Source organism: Caldalkalibacillus salinus (genome assembly GCF_016745835.1).
In the GTDB taxonomy this organism is placed as follows: domain Bacteria; phylum Bacillota; class Bacilli; order Caldalkalibacillales; family JCM-10596; genus Caldalkalibacillus_A; species Caldalkalibacillus_A salinus.
The window spans coordinates 13,103-28,715 of sequence record NZ_JAERVL010000036.1 but is presented as its reverse complement, the minus strand read 5'-3'; the positions used below and the strand labels follow the sequence as shown (position 1 = coordinate 28,715).

The window sequence follows — 15,613 nt, the reverse complement described above, 5'->3', positions numbered from 1 at the left end:
TAGGCAAAAGGGCCAAAATTAGGCTTATCTACAGAAGGGAAATGTTCTCATATTGATTTCATTAAACATGAGAGATATACTTCTAAATAGTGTTTAACATTGTCATGAAACATTTAAATATAAGTGAGGAGTTGACATAGAATGGGCATGTCATGTGGTGTAGTAGGTCTCCCAAACGTCGGGAAATCCACTTTATTTAATGCTATAACCCAAGCGGGTGCGGAATCTGCAAACTATCCTTTCTGTACGATTGATCCGAACGTCGGTGTCGTTGAAGTACCTGATCATCGCTTACAGACATTAACGGAGATTGTTACACCGAAAAAGACCGTCCCTACAGCGTTCGAGTTCGTTGATATTGCAGGACTAGTAGAAGGGGCAAGTAAAGGTGAAGGACTGGGAAACAAGTTCCTAGCCAACATAAGAGAAGTTGATGCGATCGCACATGTCGTACGTTGCTTTGAAGATGAAAATGTGACACATGTGTCAGGAAGTGTAGATCCTGTACGCGATATCCAGACCATTAATTTGGAGCTTATTTTAGCCGACTTAGAATCTGTGGAAAAGCGCATTGATCGTGTAAAGAAGAATGTGAAGTCGGGAGAAAAAAGAGCAAAGCAGGAGCTGGATATACTAGAACGTTTACAAGAAGCGTTTGAAAATGAAAAGCCTGCTAGAAGTGTCGAGCTCAGTGAAGACGAAGAAAAGTTGATTAAGGAATTTCATCTACTAACACAAAAACCTGTCCTTTATGTGGCCAACATTAGCGAAGAAGAGATTACAAACGTAGCAGAAAATGAATACGTTAGAAAAGTGAGAGCGTACGCCGCTGAAGAAGGTTCTGGTGTCGTTGTTATCAGTGCCAAAGTCGAATCTGAGATCGCTGAGCTTGAAGGTGAAGAAAAAACCATGTTTCTAGAGGAACTCGGCATTGATGAATCTGGACTAGATCAATTAATCCGTGAGGCGTATCAACTACTTGGCCTACAGACGTACTTCACAGCAGGAGAACAAGAGGTTCGAGCGTGGACGATTAGAGAGGGAACCAAAGCACCCCAAGCGGCAGGCGTGATCCATACAGACTTCGAACGTGGTTTCATTCGAGCTGAAGTCGTGCATTACAACGATCTTGCTGAAATAGGATCAATGAACGGTGTCAAAGAGAAAGGCTTACTACGTCTAGAAGGTAAAGATTACGTCGTACAGGATGGAGATGTCATGCATTTCCGTTTTAATGTTTAGAACATCCACCATTGGTTCGAACTTAAAATAAATCATAGACTGTTCTTTTGAAATAAACAGCATCTACCAACCTTGTATGCTTGTATTGATATCAAGCATTTGTTATAATGTCTAGTTGTGAGCATTGAAGGAATTGTAATGAGTGTTTTTTGCATTCCTGCTCCTTGTCCCTTACGTTAGGAAGGGACCGCTTAAGTCCAAGAGGAGGTGAAGATAGAATGCGTAAATATGAAGTGATGTATATCGTACGCCCAGACCTTGAAGAGGATGCTACTAAAGCAACGATTGAACGTTTCCAAAGCGTGGTAACTGACAATGGTGGCGAAGTAGAAAAAGTGGAAGAAATGGGCCGACGTCGTCTCGCATATGAAATTGATGACTACCGTGAAGGTTACTATGTACTCATGTACATTCAAGCAGGACCTGAGGCAGTTAGCGAGTTAGAACGTTTATTTAACATCAGTGAAGACGTGATTCGTCATATCGCTGTTAAAGAAGACGAATAATTCAACAATCGGTTGCTTTTATAAATGAAGTAGGAGGGGAAAACATATGTTGAATCGAGTGGTCTTAATCGGACGCTTGACTAAGGACCCGGAGCTAAGGTATACACCGAATGGCGTTGCAGTCACGACTTTCACCTTAGCCGTTGATCGCCCGTATACCAACCAGCAGGGGCAAAGAGAAACGGACTTTATAAATATTGTCACTTGGCGTGGTTTAGCTGAGACCTGTGCCAATTATCTAAAAAAAGGACGTTTAACTGCTGTTGAGGGCCGTTTACAAATCCGAAACTTCGAAAATAATGAGGGACGTAGAATATACATGACAGAGATCGTGGCCGACAATGTCAGGTTCTTAGAATCTGGTCAGGGTCAAAATAGACAGAATCAAGGCCAAGGTGCTCAACCTCAAGGATTTAGTGGCGGATCCGGCAATCAACAAGGAAACCAAAATCAAAATACTCGATTTGACGATGACCCTTTTGCTAATGATGGCAAACCGATTGATATTTCAGATGACGACCTACCATTTTAATCATGTGATACAACAAGGTCTATAAAAAGGAGGGTTTACGATGGCAAAACGAGGTCGCGGTAAGCGTCGTAAGGTTTGTTTCTTTAAGGTCAATAAGATCGAAAAAATTGATTACAAAGACACGGATCTACTCAAGAAATTTATCAGCGAGCGTGGTAAAATCTTACCTCGCCGTGTAACTGGAACATCCGCGAAATATCAACGTCAACTAACTAGAGCCATTAAGCGTGCTCGCCAAATGGCGTTATTACCATATAGTATGGACTAAGTTCTTATTTTTGAATAACGGACAGGAGGAGGTTATCATTCTCTCCCCTGTCCGTTTTTTCTTAGCTTGATAGGCGGGCGCTTTTTGCTTTATCGCTCAGCATTTAATATAATTGTCTAGACAAAACATATCAGTGTTCGGAAATGTGGAGTGAAATAATGAATCAAAATGATCAACCGATACAACATGGTTTTATTGTGACTATCATTTTTATGATTTTAGCTTTTATGATCTTATTTATGCCTATGGTAGGCATGCTGACATTTCTCATATTACCTGTCCCCATAATTTTATACACGTTAAGATATGGTGTCTCATCATCAGTCATCTTGACGAGTTTATTACTACTCCTGAGCGTCCTGCTCACCCCTGTTCTGTTTCTAATTACATGGGTGTCATCGCTCGTAGGGATTGTGATGGGATTTTGGTATCGGAAGGGTCAGAGTGCTTTTGGCACAATTGCGTCCGGCATGGTCACTTATCTGATTAATTACCTTCTGATACTCGTGATGTTATATATGGTTTTCGATGTGAATGTGATCCAAGTGATACAGGATGATATAGAAAATCAGTTACTTTCTCCGGAAAGTACCAGTCCGTTTTTGCAGGTGCCACTTGATGAGGAATTAATATCGTTATATAAAGAAAGTATAGAAACCATTGGATATATCTATCCGGCTATCCTTATCATGTCCTCACTAGGGCTTGCTTTCATCCATCATTGGATCGGCAGACCTATCTATGAAAGATTAGGGCATCCGGTTTCTTCTCTACCTCCTTTAAGAGAATGGACATTGCCTAAGTCAGTGCTTTTTTATTATCTAGCGGCATTATCCATTATGCTTTTTAGCCTTGGTGAACCGGGAGGAACGTTGTACATCATGGCTATTAACCTTACACCCATCCTAGAATTTTTACTTTTAATACAAGGTTTGGCTGTGATATCTTATTATGGATATATTAAGAAGATGAACCGTTTTTTACTGATTTTTATCACCATTATTGCTCTCATCCCTCTTAACATCTTTGTTCGCTTAATAGGAATTTTAGAAATTGGTTTTGGTTTAAGAAAGAGAATAAAACCAAAAGAATAGGGAGCTGAAAGATATGCCGAAGTTCCTCTTACATCGTAAGCGGTATGTGTATGTCATAGCATTCGGAGCCATAGCCCTCATTGGACTACTCCTCCTAACATGGCATCTTGTGTATATAGGACTCACGCTTATCGCTATACTAGCGGGGATAGGGTACAAGCTGTACCAAGCTGAAGAAAACATTGAGGATGAGTTTGAGAATTATATTACCACGCTCACATACCGTGTTAAAAAAGTAGGCGAGGACATCGTATCTGATCTCCCCGTGGGGATTATTTTGTATGACGAAGATCGTACGATACAGTGGCATAACAAATATTTAAACGAATTGTTACAGCTAGAACAGTCACCGATTGGGAATGAATTACATGACGTGCTTCCTAAATTGCAACAAGTCGTTGACAGTGAAGAAAGAGAAACTTATGTACGGTTTGGTGATATGAGCTTAGCGCTCCGACATCATCCAGAGGAAAGAAGAATCTATTTATACGACCAAACGCAGTATTATCAATTACAAATTAAACACAGACAAGGCAAAACGGTTTTTTTACAATTGCATTTAGATAACTTGGATGAAGTGTCTCAAGGGTTAGACGAACAGAGTCGAACCCTATTATTAAGTGATGTCACCCAAACGATTGACCAGTGGGGAAAAGACAATGGGATCTATCTCAGACGCACGAGTGCTGATAAATTCTTTGGTGTATTAACGGAGCAGAAGCTAAAAAAATTAGAAGAGAATAGATTTGAAATACTTGATATCGTTCGGGAATTAACCAATAAAAACAGCAAAATTCCGATTACCCTTAGTATTGGGGTGGGCGCGAGTTCGGATGACTTCATTGACCTAGGCCATTTGGCTCAGTCCAGTCTTGATATCTCTTTAGGACGTGGCGGAGATCAGGCTGCAGTGAAGCGTGGAACAGGAAAGATCACGTTCTTTGGGGGTAAGTCAAACGCGGTAGAAAAACGCACGAGAGTCCGCGCACGGGTAATCTCTCATGCGCTGAGTGATCTCATACAGGAAAGCGATAAGGTCTTTGTCATGGGGCATACCAATCCTGATATGGATTCTGTTGGCTCAGCTATTGGCGTTGTAAAGGCTGTACAAGCGAATCATAAAGATGCTTACGTTGTGTTGGATTTAGACGAATCCGCACCAGGGGTTGAAAGGCTTCTGAATGAAATTAAGGAACATGAAGAGATTTACCAATACTTCGTGACCCCTAGCGAAGCCCTAGATATGAAAACGGAGCACAGTCTTCTGGTCATTGTTGATGTTCACAAGCCATCCCTTGTGATTGAAGATCGTTTGGTGGAGCATATTCACCGGAAAGTGGTGATTGATCACCACAGGAGAGGGGAAGAATTTATCTCAGAGCCTTTACTCGTCTATATGGAACCTTATGCATCTTCGACTAGTGAGCTTGTCAGTGAGCTGTTAGAGTATCAGGACCGCAATATTAGCATGAGCAAGTTAGAAGCGACTGCCATGTTGGCAGGGATTGTAGTTGATACGAATAGTTTTGCTTTCCGAACAGGGTCGCGTACATTTGAAGCCGCTTCATACCTGAGACATCATGGTGCCGATACGAGTTTGGTACAGAAACTAATGAAGGAAGACATTGATCATTTTGTTGAACGTGCTAAGATTGTGGCAGGCGCTGAATTTTATAGAGACCATATCGCTATAGCAGTGGCTGAAACGCCTGTATCTAGCCAGGTCCTGATGGCGCAGGCTGCTGACACCCTGTTAACGATGAAAAATGTCGGTGCCTCGTTCGTAATTAATCAACGGCAGGACGGTCTGATCGCTATAAGTGCACGTTCTTTAGGGGAAATGAATGTGCAAGTGATCATGGAAAGAATGGGGGGCGGTGGGCACCTTACAAATGCTGCTACCCAAATAGAAGATGCTACAATAGAGGAAACCCTACAATCACTTAAATCAGTTATAGATGATTACTTAGAAGGAGGAGAGACAGAATGAAGGTTATTTTACAAAAAGACGTGAAAGGAATCGGAAAAAAAGGGGAAGTAAAAGAGGTAGCTGAAGGTCATGCTCGTAACTACCTGTTACCAAGAAAGCTAGCTGTAGAAGCGACACAAGGTAACATGAGTACACTAGAAGCAAAAATGAACAGTGAGAAGAAGAAAAAAGAAGAAGAGTTACAGCAAGCGAAAGAGCTAGCCAAACAATTAGAAAATGAAAAAATAAGTATACCGGCCAAAGCTGGGGATGGCGGCAGATTGTTCGGTGCAGTCACGAATAAGCAAATCGCCGAGTCGTTAAAGAAAAAGAAATATAAGATAGATAAACGTAAAATTGAATTAGATGAACCGATTAAGGCCCTAGGCGTGACTCAAGTACCCGTTAAGCTCCATCCTAAAGTAACGGCAACCCTACATGTTCATGTGGTGGAACAGTCATGAGTGAACTGTTTTTAGATCGTACACCTCCGCAAAATATTGAGGCGGAGCAAGCGGTTTTAGGTGCGATATTTCTAGAACCTGATGCACTCATAAGGGCACTTGAGTCAATCAGTGCTGAGGATTTTTATCGGACCAGTCATCAGAGGATATTTCAGGTTATGGTGGACTTGTCTGAAGAGAACCAACCCGTTGATTTGGTCACTGTCACTTCTGAACTACAGGACCGTAAACAGCTAGAAGAAGTCGGTGGGCTTAGTTATTTAAGTGATCTGGCTGGCTCCGTCCCTACAGCTGCCAATGTGGAGTACTACGCTAAAATCGTGGAGGAAAAATCCCTCTTACGTCGCTTAATTAAAGTCGCGACACAAATTGCAAGCAGTGGGTATGCTGAACAGGATGAGGTTGAGGAAATCCTGAACCAAGCTGAGAAAAGTATATTAGATATTGCGGGGAGTAAAACTCATGATGGCTTTTTAGCCATTAAAGATGTCCTCGTTGAAACTTACGAACGGATAGAAAAGTTACACAATAGCACCAGTGACTTAACGGGCATTCCTTCAGGCTATAGGGATCTTGATGAGATGACCTCAGGCTTTCAACGCTCAGATTTGATTATATTAGCGGCACGTCCCTCAGTAGGTAAGACGGCCTTTGCGCTTAACGTAGCCCAGAATGTCGCCGCAAGAGCAAATGAGACGGTTGCTATCTTTTCCTTGGAGATGTCTGCCTCTCAACTTGTTCAACGTATGTTATGTGCTGAAGGTAATATTGATGCCAATCGCATGCGTATGGGCTCATTTATGGAGGAAGACTGGGAAAAGATGACGATGGCTATTGCCACCCTGTCAAAGGCTAATATTTTCATTGACGATACGCCAGGAATTACGGTCAGTCAAATTCGGTCTAAGTGTCGACGCTTAAAAGCAGAACATGGGCTTGGTATTATCCTTATCGATTACCTGCAACTCATACACGGCTCAGGAAAAGAAAATCGACAACAAGAAATTTCGGCTATATCCCGTACATTGAAAAATATTGCCCGGGAATTAGATTGTACCATTATTGCATTGTCTCAGCTTAGTCGTGCCGTAGAACAGCGGCAAGATAAACGACCGATGTTATCTGATTTACGTGAATCAGGTTCGATTGAGCAGGATGCGGATATTGTCGCCTTTTTGTATCGGGATGATTATTACGATCAGGAAACAGAAAATAAGAATGTGATTGAAATACTCATCGCTAAGCAACGTAATGGCCCTGTAGGAAAAGTAGAGCTGGCTTTTCTCAAGGAATATAATAAATTCGTTAATTTAAGTAGACAAGATGAACCACAAGCGCCTCCGATGGGGGCCTAGCTGTTTCCCTCTTCCCATCAATTCACTTATGCGGAAGGGGGATTATGTTGTCCTTATTGCCCAAAAGTATTTGTAAAGCGAACAAATATGATACATATTGAGGGTAACGTTCGTGTTTTTGTTGAAGTATGAGGGTGTATTTGATACACTTAAGAGGTCAAAAATGCTCACAATAGAATTGGAGGTGTCTCCCATGTCAAGTGTTGTTGTTGTAGGAACACAGTGGGGAGATGAAGGAAAAGGTAAGATTACAGATTACCTTTCAGAAAAAGCAGAGGTTATTGCACGTTATCAGGGTGGTAATAACGCAGGACACACCATTATTTTTGAGGGGAAAAAATATAAATTACATCTTATTCCTTCGGGTATATTCTATGATGATAAAATATGTGTCATTGGAAATGGCATGGTGATTAATCCGCAAGCATTGGTGGAAGAGATCAATTACATCCATGATCATGGTTTTTCGACTGATAATTTGAAAATCAGTAATCGTGCTCACGTCATTCTGCCCTATCATATTAAATTGGACCAAGCGGAAGAAAAGAGTAAAGGGAAGGAAAAAATAGGGACAACAGGTAAAGGGATAGGGCCTGCCTATATGGATAAAGCGGCCAGAACGGGGATACGAATTGCGGACTTACTTGATCCCGAAGCATTCAGAGCAAAGCTAAAGAGGAATTTGGAGGATAAAAACAGAGTGCTCGAACGTATGTATGATGAGGAAGGCTTTGATTTGGATGACGTTTATCAGCAGTATATGGACTACGCTGAAATCCTAAAGCCTTACGTCATTGACACGTCTGTTATTTTAAATGATGCGCTCGATGATGGTCAACGTGTGCTTTTTGAAGGAGCGCAAGGAGTCATGTTAGATATTGATCAGGGCACATACCCGTTTGTGACGTCGTCTAATCCGATCGCAGGTGGTGTGTGTATCGGTTCTGGTGTTGGGCCGAGCAAAATCAGACATGTCGTTGGCGTCGCTAAAGCTTATACGACACGTGTAGGAGACGGGCCTTTTCCAACAGAACTGGATAATGAAATAGGTGACCAGATTCGCGAGGTTGGTAAGGAGTACGGTACAACCACAGGCCGAGCAAGAAGAGTCGGTTGGTTTGACAGTGTTGTCGTCCGTCATGCCCGCCGTGTTAGTGGCATCACTGACTTGTCTCTCAACAGTATTGATGTATTAACAGGAATTGAAACCCTGAAGATATGCACGGCTTATGAATATAAAGGGGAGATTATTGAGCATTTTCCTGCGAACCTCAACATACTTGCAGAGTGTAAGCCCGTATACGAAGAGATGCCGGGTTGGACAGAGGATATTACAGGGGCAAAAAGTTTAGAGGACCTACCGGAGAATGCACGTCATTATGTTGAGCGGGTATCCCAAGTAACAGGTATTCCGCTGTCCATTTTCTCTGTGGGGCCAGACCGTGCACAGACGAATCTTATCCGAGGCGTATACGCATAGCTAGAGTCAGGCTTTACTAGTGCCATTTTTGCCACATGTCCAGTAAGAAATTAAGTCTTAAGTTGCAGACACAAAATAAAAAATGAAAAAATTTCTGACGCTTTATTATCAGTCAAACCCCCTCTTTCTATCTATGTCCAAAGTGTGTCATTTAGAAAGAGGGGCCTTTTTAATGCACTTTTTTTCAAATTTTTACCTTGTCTGTTCAAAATCTCTATGCTAAAGTTATCAAAGGTGGGTTAGTAGGATAATAGTCTTAGTGAATAATACAGACGTTTGTCGTCCAAAGGCATAATTTGACACACGTTCTTTCCTAATATCCGAAAGGAGGTCACTATGTCTACCCTTCAAGATTACATGTCTAGCATAAAGCGCTGGGCTGCAGACAAGTATGACCAAACGAGAGCAAAGATGAACCAAAATAAAAAAAGGTCACTTATCGCACTGACCAGTTTAACTGTGGCATTAGGCGGAAGTGGTATAGGATATACATATTATCAATCTCAAGTAGATACGGTTTATCATGTATATGTGCATGACCAGAAGATAGGTATCGTCACTGATGAGGATGTTATTTATGATTGGCTGGAGAAGAAAATGGATGAGGAAGCATCAAAATATGCTCACGTTAATCTGCAACGAGATGATGATATATATTTTGAAGAAGAAACATTATATCGCCCTGAGTATGACAACGAAGCAGCTCTTCAAGCTTTAGAAGAACAGTTTTCATTAAAGGCAACCGCCGTTAAGGTGGTGATTGACGGGGAATTGATAGGGTATGTTTCAGATGAGGAAGCGCTTTCTACAGTAATAGACGATTACAAAGGACAGTTTGTTTCGCAAGAATTTTTAGCATTACAGGAAGAAAGCACACGAGAAACGAAAAAACCGGTTCTCTCCGTTGCTTCCGTTGAGGATGAAGAACAAGAAGATAAGGCGGTAGAGAGTCGTCCACTCATGCAAAAGGATGATTCGATAGTTGATGAAGACTTTCAATTGCATGTAGCATTAAAAGATTTGGAGCTCAATCGTCCTAAGATGATAGAGGCTCAAATCAAACAAGATATACAGCTTGAAACAACGACCGTTCATCCAAGCCAGGTCATTAGTGAAGATGAGTTAGAAACGAGGGTGAAGGGGGCGAGGTCAGAAGAGAAAATCTACCACGTCCAGAAAGGTGACGTGTTAGGCTCTATAGCGAGTAAACATGACCTTAGTCTACAAGAGTTGCTCGATTTAAACCCTGATCTTAATGAAGATACTGTATTACAAATTGATCAAGACATTGTGGTTGTGGGAGAAGAGCCCGTTTTAACGGTGGAAACCACTGAGAGATTGAAGAAGGAAAAAGTGATCGAGTATGAAACGGTAACGGAACAGACGTCTGATCTGTACCGTGGAGAGAGAAAAACGAAGCAAGAAGGTAAAAATGGTAAACGTCTAGTCCTGTTTGAACTGACGAAAGTGAACGGTGAGACGATTCGTACAGAAGAAATAGAAGAAGAAATTTTAGAAGAACCTGTCGAAGAGATCATACTGGTGGGGACCAAGGAAAAGCCTTCAAGAGGATCTGGGAAGTTCCAATGGCCTGCCATAGGTGGAACTTTAACGAGTGGTTTTGGTCAACGCTGGGGACGAATGCATAAAGGGATCGATATCTCCGGTGTAAGTGACAGAGGGATATTGGCTTCTGATAATGGCCGCGTTGAGAAGGCTGAATACCACAGCACGTACGGAAACCTTATTGTGATTAATCATGGTAATGGCTATAAAACGTTATACGCTCATTTGTCATCGATGAGTGTGAGCGTCGGGGACGTCGTTAAAAAAGGGGAAAGAATTGGTGTGATGGGAACAACAGGACGTTCTACAGGTATGCACCTACACTTTGAAGTCATCAGAAATGGCACATCTGTTAACCCTTTGAGATACGTAGGCAGGTAAGTGAATATCTTCTAGTGTAAACCTACTCTGTGTTTCATGTATAATGAGACATAGAGTAGGTTTTTTGAACGGCAAAAAAGGGGGAGCTGCTATGGGGAACAAGATCCTAGTCGTTGACGATGAAAAACCGATTGCTGACATATTACAATTTAGCTTAAAGAAAGAAGGATATGACGTTTTTTGTGCCTTTGATGGAGAAGAGGCAGTTCAATTAACGTATCAAGAGCAACCTGATCTTATATTACTAGATATTATGCTACCAAAGTTAGACGGTATGGAAGTGTGTCGTGCCGTACGAGATAAGCTTAATGTCCCAATCATTATGCTCACGGCAAAAGACTCCGAAGTTGATAAGGTACTAGGTTTAGAATTAGGGGCTGATGATTATGTCACAAAGCCTTTTAGTACACGCGAGCTAATGGCCCGAGTCAAGGCAAATTTAAGACGTACACGCCACCCTCAAGGCGAAACAGAGAGTCATGAGAATGTTAAAATAGGGGATATACGAATCCAACCTGAATCTTACACCGTATATAAAAATGAAAAGCCTATAGATCTCACGCATCGCGAATTTGAACTACTGTTGTATATGGCTAAACATGCTAACCATGTGTTGACAAGAGAACATCTTTTACAGCAAGTATGGGGCTTTGATTACTATGGAGACGCCCGCACCGTGGATGTTACTGTAAGGCGATTGAGAGAAAAGGTGGAGGATGATCCGAGTCAACCGGTGTATATTTTGACGAGGAGAGGCGTTGGATACTCCCTAGTACGAGGCACTACAGGCTTATGAAGAAACCCCTAAGTCAGCGGTTCACTTTTTATAAGAGTATCCACTGGAGAATTATCGTTATCTATACACTCCTTATCCTTATGGCGATGCAAGTCATTAGTGCGTACTTCATGAAGTCACTAGAAACGCATTATGTCAATAACTTCACAAAGATGATCGAACAACAAGCAAGCTTATTCGCTTACAGCATACAGGGTCATTTTATTGAGAGAATGGATACAACATCAGAGGGGACGGATGAAGACAATATTCATCTGATGATGGATCAGATCTTCTCAACGCCAAATATTGATGTGCAGGTTTTAGACCAGAACGGTATTGTCATCGCAACGTCTGATCAGCAAGGCACACTTGGACAGAGAAATACACAAAGAGAAGTGATGCGTGCTCTTTCAGGCACGCGAGATGATGACATTAGAGTGAATCCAAACAATGGACATCGTACTAGAATACTGACCCTGCCCGTTAAGGTTGCAGATGGTGTGGTAGGTGCAGTCTACGTCATGGCCTCAATGGAAGAGGTTTATCAGACAGTACAGGACATTAATAAAATTCTAGTGACCGGTACAACCATTGCGTTAGTGCTGACTGCCGCATTAGGTGTGACTTTAGCTCGAACCATCACCTCCCCCCTAAAAGAAATGACCAGACAAGCAACCTCTATGGCAGATGGGGATTTTTCTCGGAAGGTTAATATTTATGGCCAGGATGAGATAGGGCAGCTCGCTCATGCGTTTAATGATTTATCTCATCGCTTAAGTAAAGCCCTCAATGAGAACGAGGAAGAACGGAGTAAATTGGCTTCAATATTATTTCATATGAGTGATGGTGTGATTGCGACGGACCATGAAGGGAGAATCATGCTGATCAATCCCACTGCACTGGGCATGTTAGAGGTGAAAGAGGAAGAAGTGTCAGGGCTTTATTTAAGTGATATTCTTCCGTTACCTGAAGCTTTTTATCAGCCTCAAAAGTTTTCACATAGACCTTATATTGTTGAAGTGGGGACAAAAAAAGAGAAAAAGCAGCTCCTGCAAGTGAACATGTCCGTCTTACAAAAAGAAGGAGAGCCTTTTCAAGGCGTGATTGTTGTCTTACTTGATGTGACCCAACAAGAGAAGCTAGAACGGGAGAGAAAGGATTTCGTAGCCAATGTGTCCCATGAATTAAGAACGCCGCTTACGACGGTAAAAAGCTACCTTGAAGCCCTAGAGGATGGCGTGATAGAAGACCCGGAACTAGCGCCGAAGTTTGTACAAGTCACCCATACGGAAACGGATAGAATGATTCGTTTGGTCAACGACCTTTTACAATTATCTAAAATGGACGCCCAAGAACAATTGGGTGCGGGTCAAGCCATCAACGTGACGCAACTACTCGACGAAGTCATTGACCGTTTTTCCGTTGCATTAAGTCAAAGACGTCTATCAGCAGATCTCCACTTAAACCAAAAGATACTGGTTGAGGGCGATCGTGACCAAATGATTCAAGTATTTGATAACATCATTTCAAATGCGATTAAGTACTCCAACCCTGAAGGGGACATTAAGGTTTATGCCCAAGACGAAGGTGAGACGGTTCTATTACAAGTCATTGACCAGGGTGTGGGCATCCCACAAGAGGATATCAAACATTTGTTCAAGCGCTTCTACAGGGTGGATAAAGCTAGGTCTAGAGAAATGGGAGGAACGGGATTAGGTCTCTCCATCGCAAAGGATATCATTGAGGTACACGGAGGAGAGATCTGGATCGATAGTGAACTAGGTCAAGGAACGACTGTCTTCATACGCCTACCTGTGGCACATAGGCATACGCAAGGGCGTGATCTAGCATGATAAAAGAACGAATAAAAACAGGTCTTTTAACTTTATTAGTGCTTTTGAGTATTTTTTTGACGTGGCAAATTTGGACATACCAACCAGACTATGATTACCTTTTACCGCCTGAGGACGTGGTTCATCAAGGATTGGCAGATAAGCGGGAACTAAGTGAAGTGGTCAAACCTAGTCAATTGGCTTACCATTTCGGTGAAAATCATCACGCTGTTGCTTATCCTGATATGTTTCAGTACTCTGTGATTCACAGTCAAATTAAGCATTGGGAGTTTTATGGTTTCCGGGAGGTCGAACACGCCCAAGGGGACCAGTTGAAAAATATGGCCACTCGTTATCAAGGGCTAGGGTTATCCTTTGCTACCAGTATTCCGGCGAGTATTTTATCGGAAATGATTCATATGAATTTGGATAATAGTGATATGTCCAGTATAGATCACGTATTGCTTTACAGTAATCCGATCACCACAGAGGTTTTTGCTCTATTTACGTCATATGAGGAACAAAAGATGTTTCGGGCGAACACAAATATCAGTGTGTCGGAGTTGAATCATTATCTTACTTTGGGGGAAAATTTAGGTCGATATGAGCTCGTAACGCTCGGTCCAGCTGAAGACATTCACCCTGTAAGCTACGTACCATTGTCGCCAATCAACGTGACGGAGTATCGTTACTTTTATCAGAGGATATCTCCAGAGCCCATGATCTCTTACCTCTTTTTAGACCGTGCACTTGTAAGACAGATGGAAGACCGTACAGGCGACTATTTCTATACGGATGGGACGAGAGGTCTACAGATACATAGGGACGAGCTAAGTATGTATTACTTACACCCTGTGACAGATACGTCATCGTTACCAGCTCCTCTCAATTCAGCTATACAACGAAGTATCCAATTTGTGAATCAACATAGTGGCTGGGACGAAACCTATCATCTCTATGACTATCAACCATTTCCATTTAGGGCTGAAGCCAATGTAGAATTCAGGAGGTATATAGGAAGCTTTCCTGTGTTGCCTCACGACAGTCAGGATATGGACCTCAATTCTATCAAATTGGAGTGGCAACAGGATCGCATCGCAGGGTACTATCGTTCTTTGTTTACCTTAGATAGAGTCATGGAACAAATGGATAGGGAGCTTCCTTCAGGCGTAGCGTTACTGACACACCTAAGAGAAGCCCATCATGTCCAACGTGAAGATATACAAAATATGTTTATTGCGTACTTGTGTGACATCAACGATCAATTTATCAGCTATAAACCTTACTGGGTTGTAGAGCTTGTCGATGGGGATACGCAATTTTACGATCAAATTCCATCTTCAGAGGAGGTGGCGCCTGATGGATTGGAGTAGAACGAAAACGATTCTAATCGCTGCCTTCCTTGTCCTCAACATTTTCCTAGGTTATCAGTTATGGGAAAAGAAAACACGTGTGATGGAGCTTGCCTATCTGAATGAAGGATCGATAGAGGAGGTTTTGAGTCTTCGCGACATCGAAACGGAAATAGAATTAACGAGTGAGCCTTTGGATATGCCCCAGCTCAATGCAACGGTCCTCACACATGAGCTACTTGAGATTAAGGGGAACGAGGGGCAGCAGATTCACGTGCAAAAGGACCAACTTACTGCTTCCTTTACGGATACTATTGATATCTTTGATCCTTTTGACGAGGACGCGTTTGAAGAGGATATCCTGTCTACTGTCACTTATGGCGACCAATACGTCTATGATCACACCAATCATCAAAGCATAGAGTATGTTCAATATTATAATGATTTTCCCATTTTCCTAGGGACGCTATCTTTTAATATGGAGAGTGGCGGTCCTACGGTTGTGACAGGGTATGAACAAGTCTATTATCACGTTGTGAACTCTGGGACAGAACAAACCGTATTACCTCTGTTTCACAGCATTCGGACGCTCCTCGATAACCAGGTTATCCCTCCTTTTTCCACGATAAAGGAGGCGCAGCTGGGTTATTACAGCCAGGTCCATGAAGGAGAAAACCAAGTGCTAACACCTGTGTGGCGTATTATTATTGAAGTCAACGACCAACGCATGCAGGCATTCGTTAACGCCTATACAGGGGCTATAGAGTCTGATTTTATGCAACAGTAAAAGGGGT

At 42.2% G+C, this 15,613-nt stretch carries 14 protein-coding genes; all 14 read left to right on the top strand.

Annotation, left to right across the window (positions count from 1 at the left end; genetic code table 11):
- Positions 1–141: 141 nt before the first annotated feature.
- The 14 genes from ychF (at position 142) to JKM87_RS16850 (ending at position 15,606) form a co-directional block, all read left to right on the top strand.
- Complete coding sequence (gene ychF / locus JKM87_RS16915; RefSeq protein ID WP_202081555.1) at positions 142–1,242, top strand: redox-regulated ATPase YchF; 1,101 nt, start codon at positions 142–144, stop codon at positions 1,240–1,242.
- 218 nt (positions 1,243–1,460) lie between these two features.
- Entirely contained in the window at positions 1,461–1,748 is a 288-nt protein-coding gene (rpsF, locus tag JKM87_RS16910) for a 30S ribosomal protein S6 (protein ID WP_202081554.1), read from the top strand.
- A gap of 46 nt (positions 1,749–1,794) precedes the next feature.
- The gene (ssb, locus tag JKM87_RS16905; protein ID WP_202081553.1) at positions 1,795–2,280 is read left to right on the top strand and encodes a single-stranded DNA-binding protein; all 486 of its coding nucleotides are present in this window, start codon (positions 1,795–1,797) and stop codon (positions 2,278–2,280) included.
- Positions 2,281–2,320: 40 nt separating this feature from the next.
- Entirely contained in the window at positions 2,321–2,548 is a 228-nt protein-coding gene (rpsR, locus tag JKM87_RS16900; RefSeq protein ID WP_202081552.1) for a 30S ribosomal protein S18, read from the top strand.
- Between the two features lie 158 nt (positions 2,549–2,706).
- Positions 2,707–3,642: a YybS family protein gene (locus JKM87_RS16895; protein ID WP_202081551.1), complete on the top strand. Its 936-nt coding sequence runs from the start codon at positions 2,707–2,709 to the stop codon at positions 3,640–3,642.
- 13 nt (positions 3,643–3,655) lie between these two features.
- Complete coding sequence (locus JKM87_RS16890) at positions 3,656–5,632, top strand: DHH family phosphoesterase (RefSeq protein WP_202081550.1); 1,977 nt, start codon at positions 3,656–3,658, stop codon at positions 5,630–5,632.
- Positions 5,629–6,075, top strand: a complete 447-nt coding sequence (gene rplI / locus JKM87_RS16885) for a 50S ribosomal protein L9 (protein ID WP_202081549.1) — start codon at positions 5,629–5,631, stop codon at positions 6,073–6,075. Before JKM87_RS16890 ends, rplI begins: the two co-directional genes overlap by 4 nt.
- Complete coding sequence (dnaB, locus tag JKM87_RS16880) at positions 6,072–7,430, top strand: replicative DNA helicase (RefSeq protein WP_202081548.1); 1,359 nt, start codon at positions 6,072–6,074, stop codon at positions 7,428–7,430. Before rplI ends, dnaB begins: the two co-directional genes overlap by 4 nt.
- A gap of 193 nt (positions 7,431–7,623) precedes the next feature.
- Positions 7,624–8,910, top strand: coding sequence for an adenylosuccinate synthase (locus JKM87_RS16875; RefSeq protein WP_202081547.1), 1,287 nt, complete (start codon positions 7,624–7,626; stop codon positions 8,908–8,910).
- 357 nt (positions 8,911–9,267) lie between these two features.
- Positions 9,268–10,857: a M23 family metallopeptidase gene (locus tag JKM87_RS16870; RefSeq protein WP_202081546.1), complete on the top strand. Its 1,590-nt coding sequence runs from the start codon at positions 9,268–9,270 to the stop codon at positions 10,855–10,857.
- A 91-nt stretch (positions 10,858–10,948) separates the two neighbouring features.
- Entirely contained in the window at positions 10,949–11,653 is a 705-nt protein-coding gene (yycF, locus tag JKM87_RS16865) for a response regulator YycF (RefSeq protein ID WP_202081545.1), read from the top strand.
- Positions 11,650–13,488 carry a cell wall metabolism sensor histidine kinase WalK gene (gene walK, locus JKM87_RS16860; protein WP_202081544.1) on the top strand — a complete coding sequence of 613 codons (1,839 nt, stop codon included), beginning with the start codon at positions 11,650–11,652 and terminating at the stop codon, positions 13,486–13,488. The genes yycF and walK overlap by 4 nt, the downstream gene beginning before the upstream one ends.
- Complete coding sequence (locus JKM87_RS16855) at positions 13,485–14,840, top strand: YycH family regulatory protein (RefSeq protein WP_202081543.1); 1,356 nt, start codon at positions 13,485–13,487, stop codon at positions 14,838–14,840. Before walK ends, JKM87_RS16855 begins: the two co-directional genes overlap by 4 nt.
- Positions 14,827–15,606 (top strand): two-component system regulatory protein YycI, encoded by a 780-nt coding sequence (locus JKM87_RS16850; RefSeq protein WP_202081542.1) that lies wholly within the window; start codon positions 14,827–14,829, stop codon positions 15,604–15,606. Before JKM87_RS16855 ends, JKM87_RS16850 begins: the two co-directional genes overlap by 14 nt.
- Positions 15,607–15,613 lie beyond the last annotated feature (7 nt).

What these genes read in the sequence shown, in the direction of transcription:
- ychF (WP_202081555.1), top strand. Translation starts at nt 142, where the DNA reads ATGGGCATGTCATGTGGTGTAGTAGGTCTCCCAAACGTCGGGAAATCC.
- rpsF (WP_202081554.1), top strand. Translation starts at nt 1,461, where the DNA reads ATGCGTAAATATGAAGTGATGTATATCGTACGCCCAGACCTTGAAGAG.
- ssb (WP_202081553.1), top strand. Translation starts at nt 1,795, where the DNA reads ATGTTGAATCGAGTGGTCTTAATCGGACGCTTGACTAAGGACCCGGAG.
- rpsR (WP_202081552.1), top strand. Translation starts at nt 2,321, where the DNA reads ATGGCAAAACGAGGTCGCGGTAAGCGTCGTAAGGTTTGTTTCTTTAAG.
- JKM87_RS16895 (WP_202081551.1), top strand. Translation starts at nt 2,707, where the DNA reads ATGAATCAAAATGATCAACCGATACAACATGGTTTTATTGTGACTATC.
- JKM87_RS16890 (WP_202081550.1), top strand. Translation starts at nt 3,656, where the DNA reads ATGCCGAAGTTCCTCTTACATCGTAAGCGGTATGTGTATGTCATAGCA.
- rplI (WP_202081549.1), top strand. Translation starts at nt 5,629, where the DNA reads ATGAAGGTTATTTTACAAAAAGACGTGAAAGGAATCGGAAAAAAAGGG.
- dnaB (WP_202081548.1), top strand. Translation starts at nt 6,072, where the DNA reads ATGAGTGAACTGTTTTTAGATCGTACACCTCCGCAAAATATTGAGGCG.
- JKM87_RS16875 (WP_202081547.1), top strand. Translation starts at nt 7,624, where the DNA reads ATGTCAAGTGTTGTTGTTGTAGGAACACAGTGGGGAGATGAAGGAAAA.
- JKM87_RS16870 (WP_202081546.1), top strand. Translation starts at nt 9,268, where the DNA reads ATGTCTAGCATAAAGCGCTGGGCTGCAGACAAGTATGACCAAACGAGA.
- yycF (WP_202081545.1), top strand. Translation starts at nt 10,949, where the DNA reads ATGGGGAACAAGATCCTAGTCGTTGACGATGAAAAACCGATTGCTGAC.
- walK (WP_202081544.1), top strand. Translation starts at nt 11,650, where the DNA reads ATGAAGAAACCCCTAAGTCAGCGGTTCACTTTTTATAAGAGTATCCAC.
- JKM87_RS16855 (WP_202081543.1), top strand. Translation starts at nt 13,485, where the DNA reads ATGATAAAAGAACGAATAAAAACAGGTCTTTTAACTTTATTAGTGCTT.
- JKM87_RS16850 (WP_202081542.1), top strand. Translation starts at nt 14,827, where the DNA reads ATGGATTGGAGTAGAACGAAAACGATTCTAATCGCTGCCTTCCTTGTC.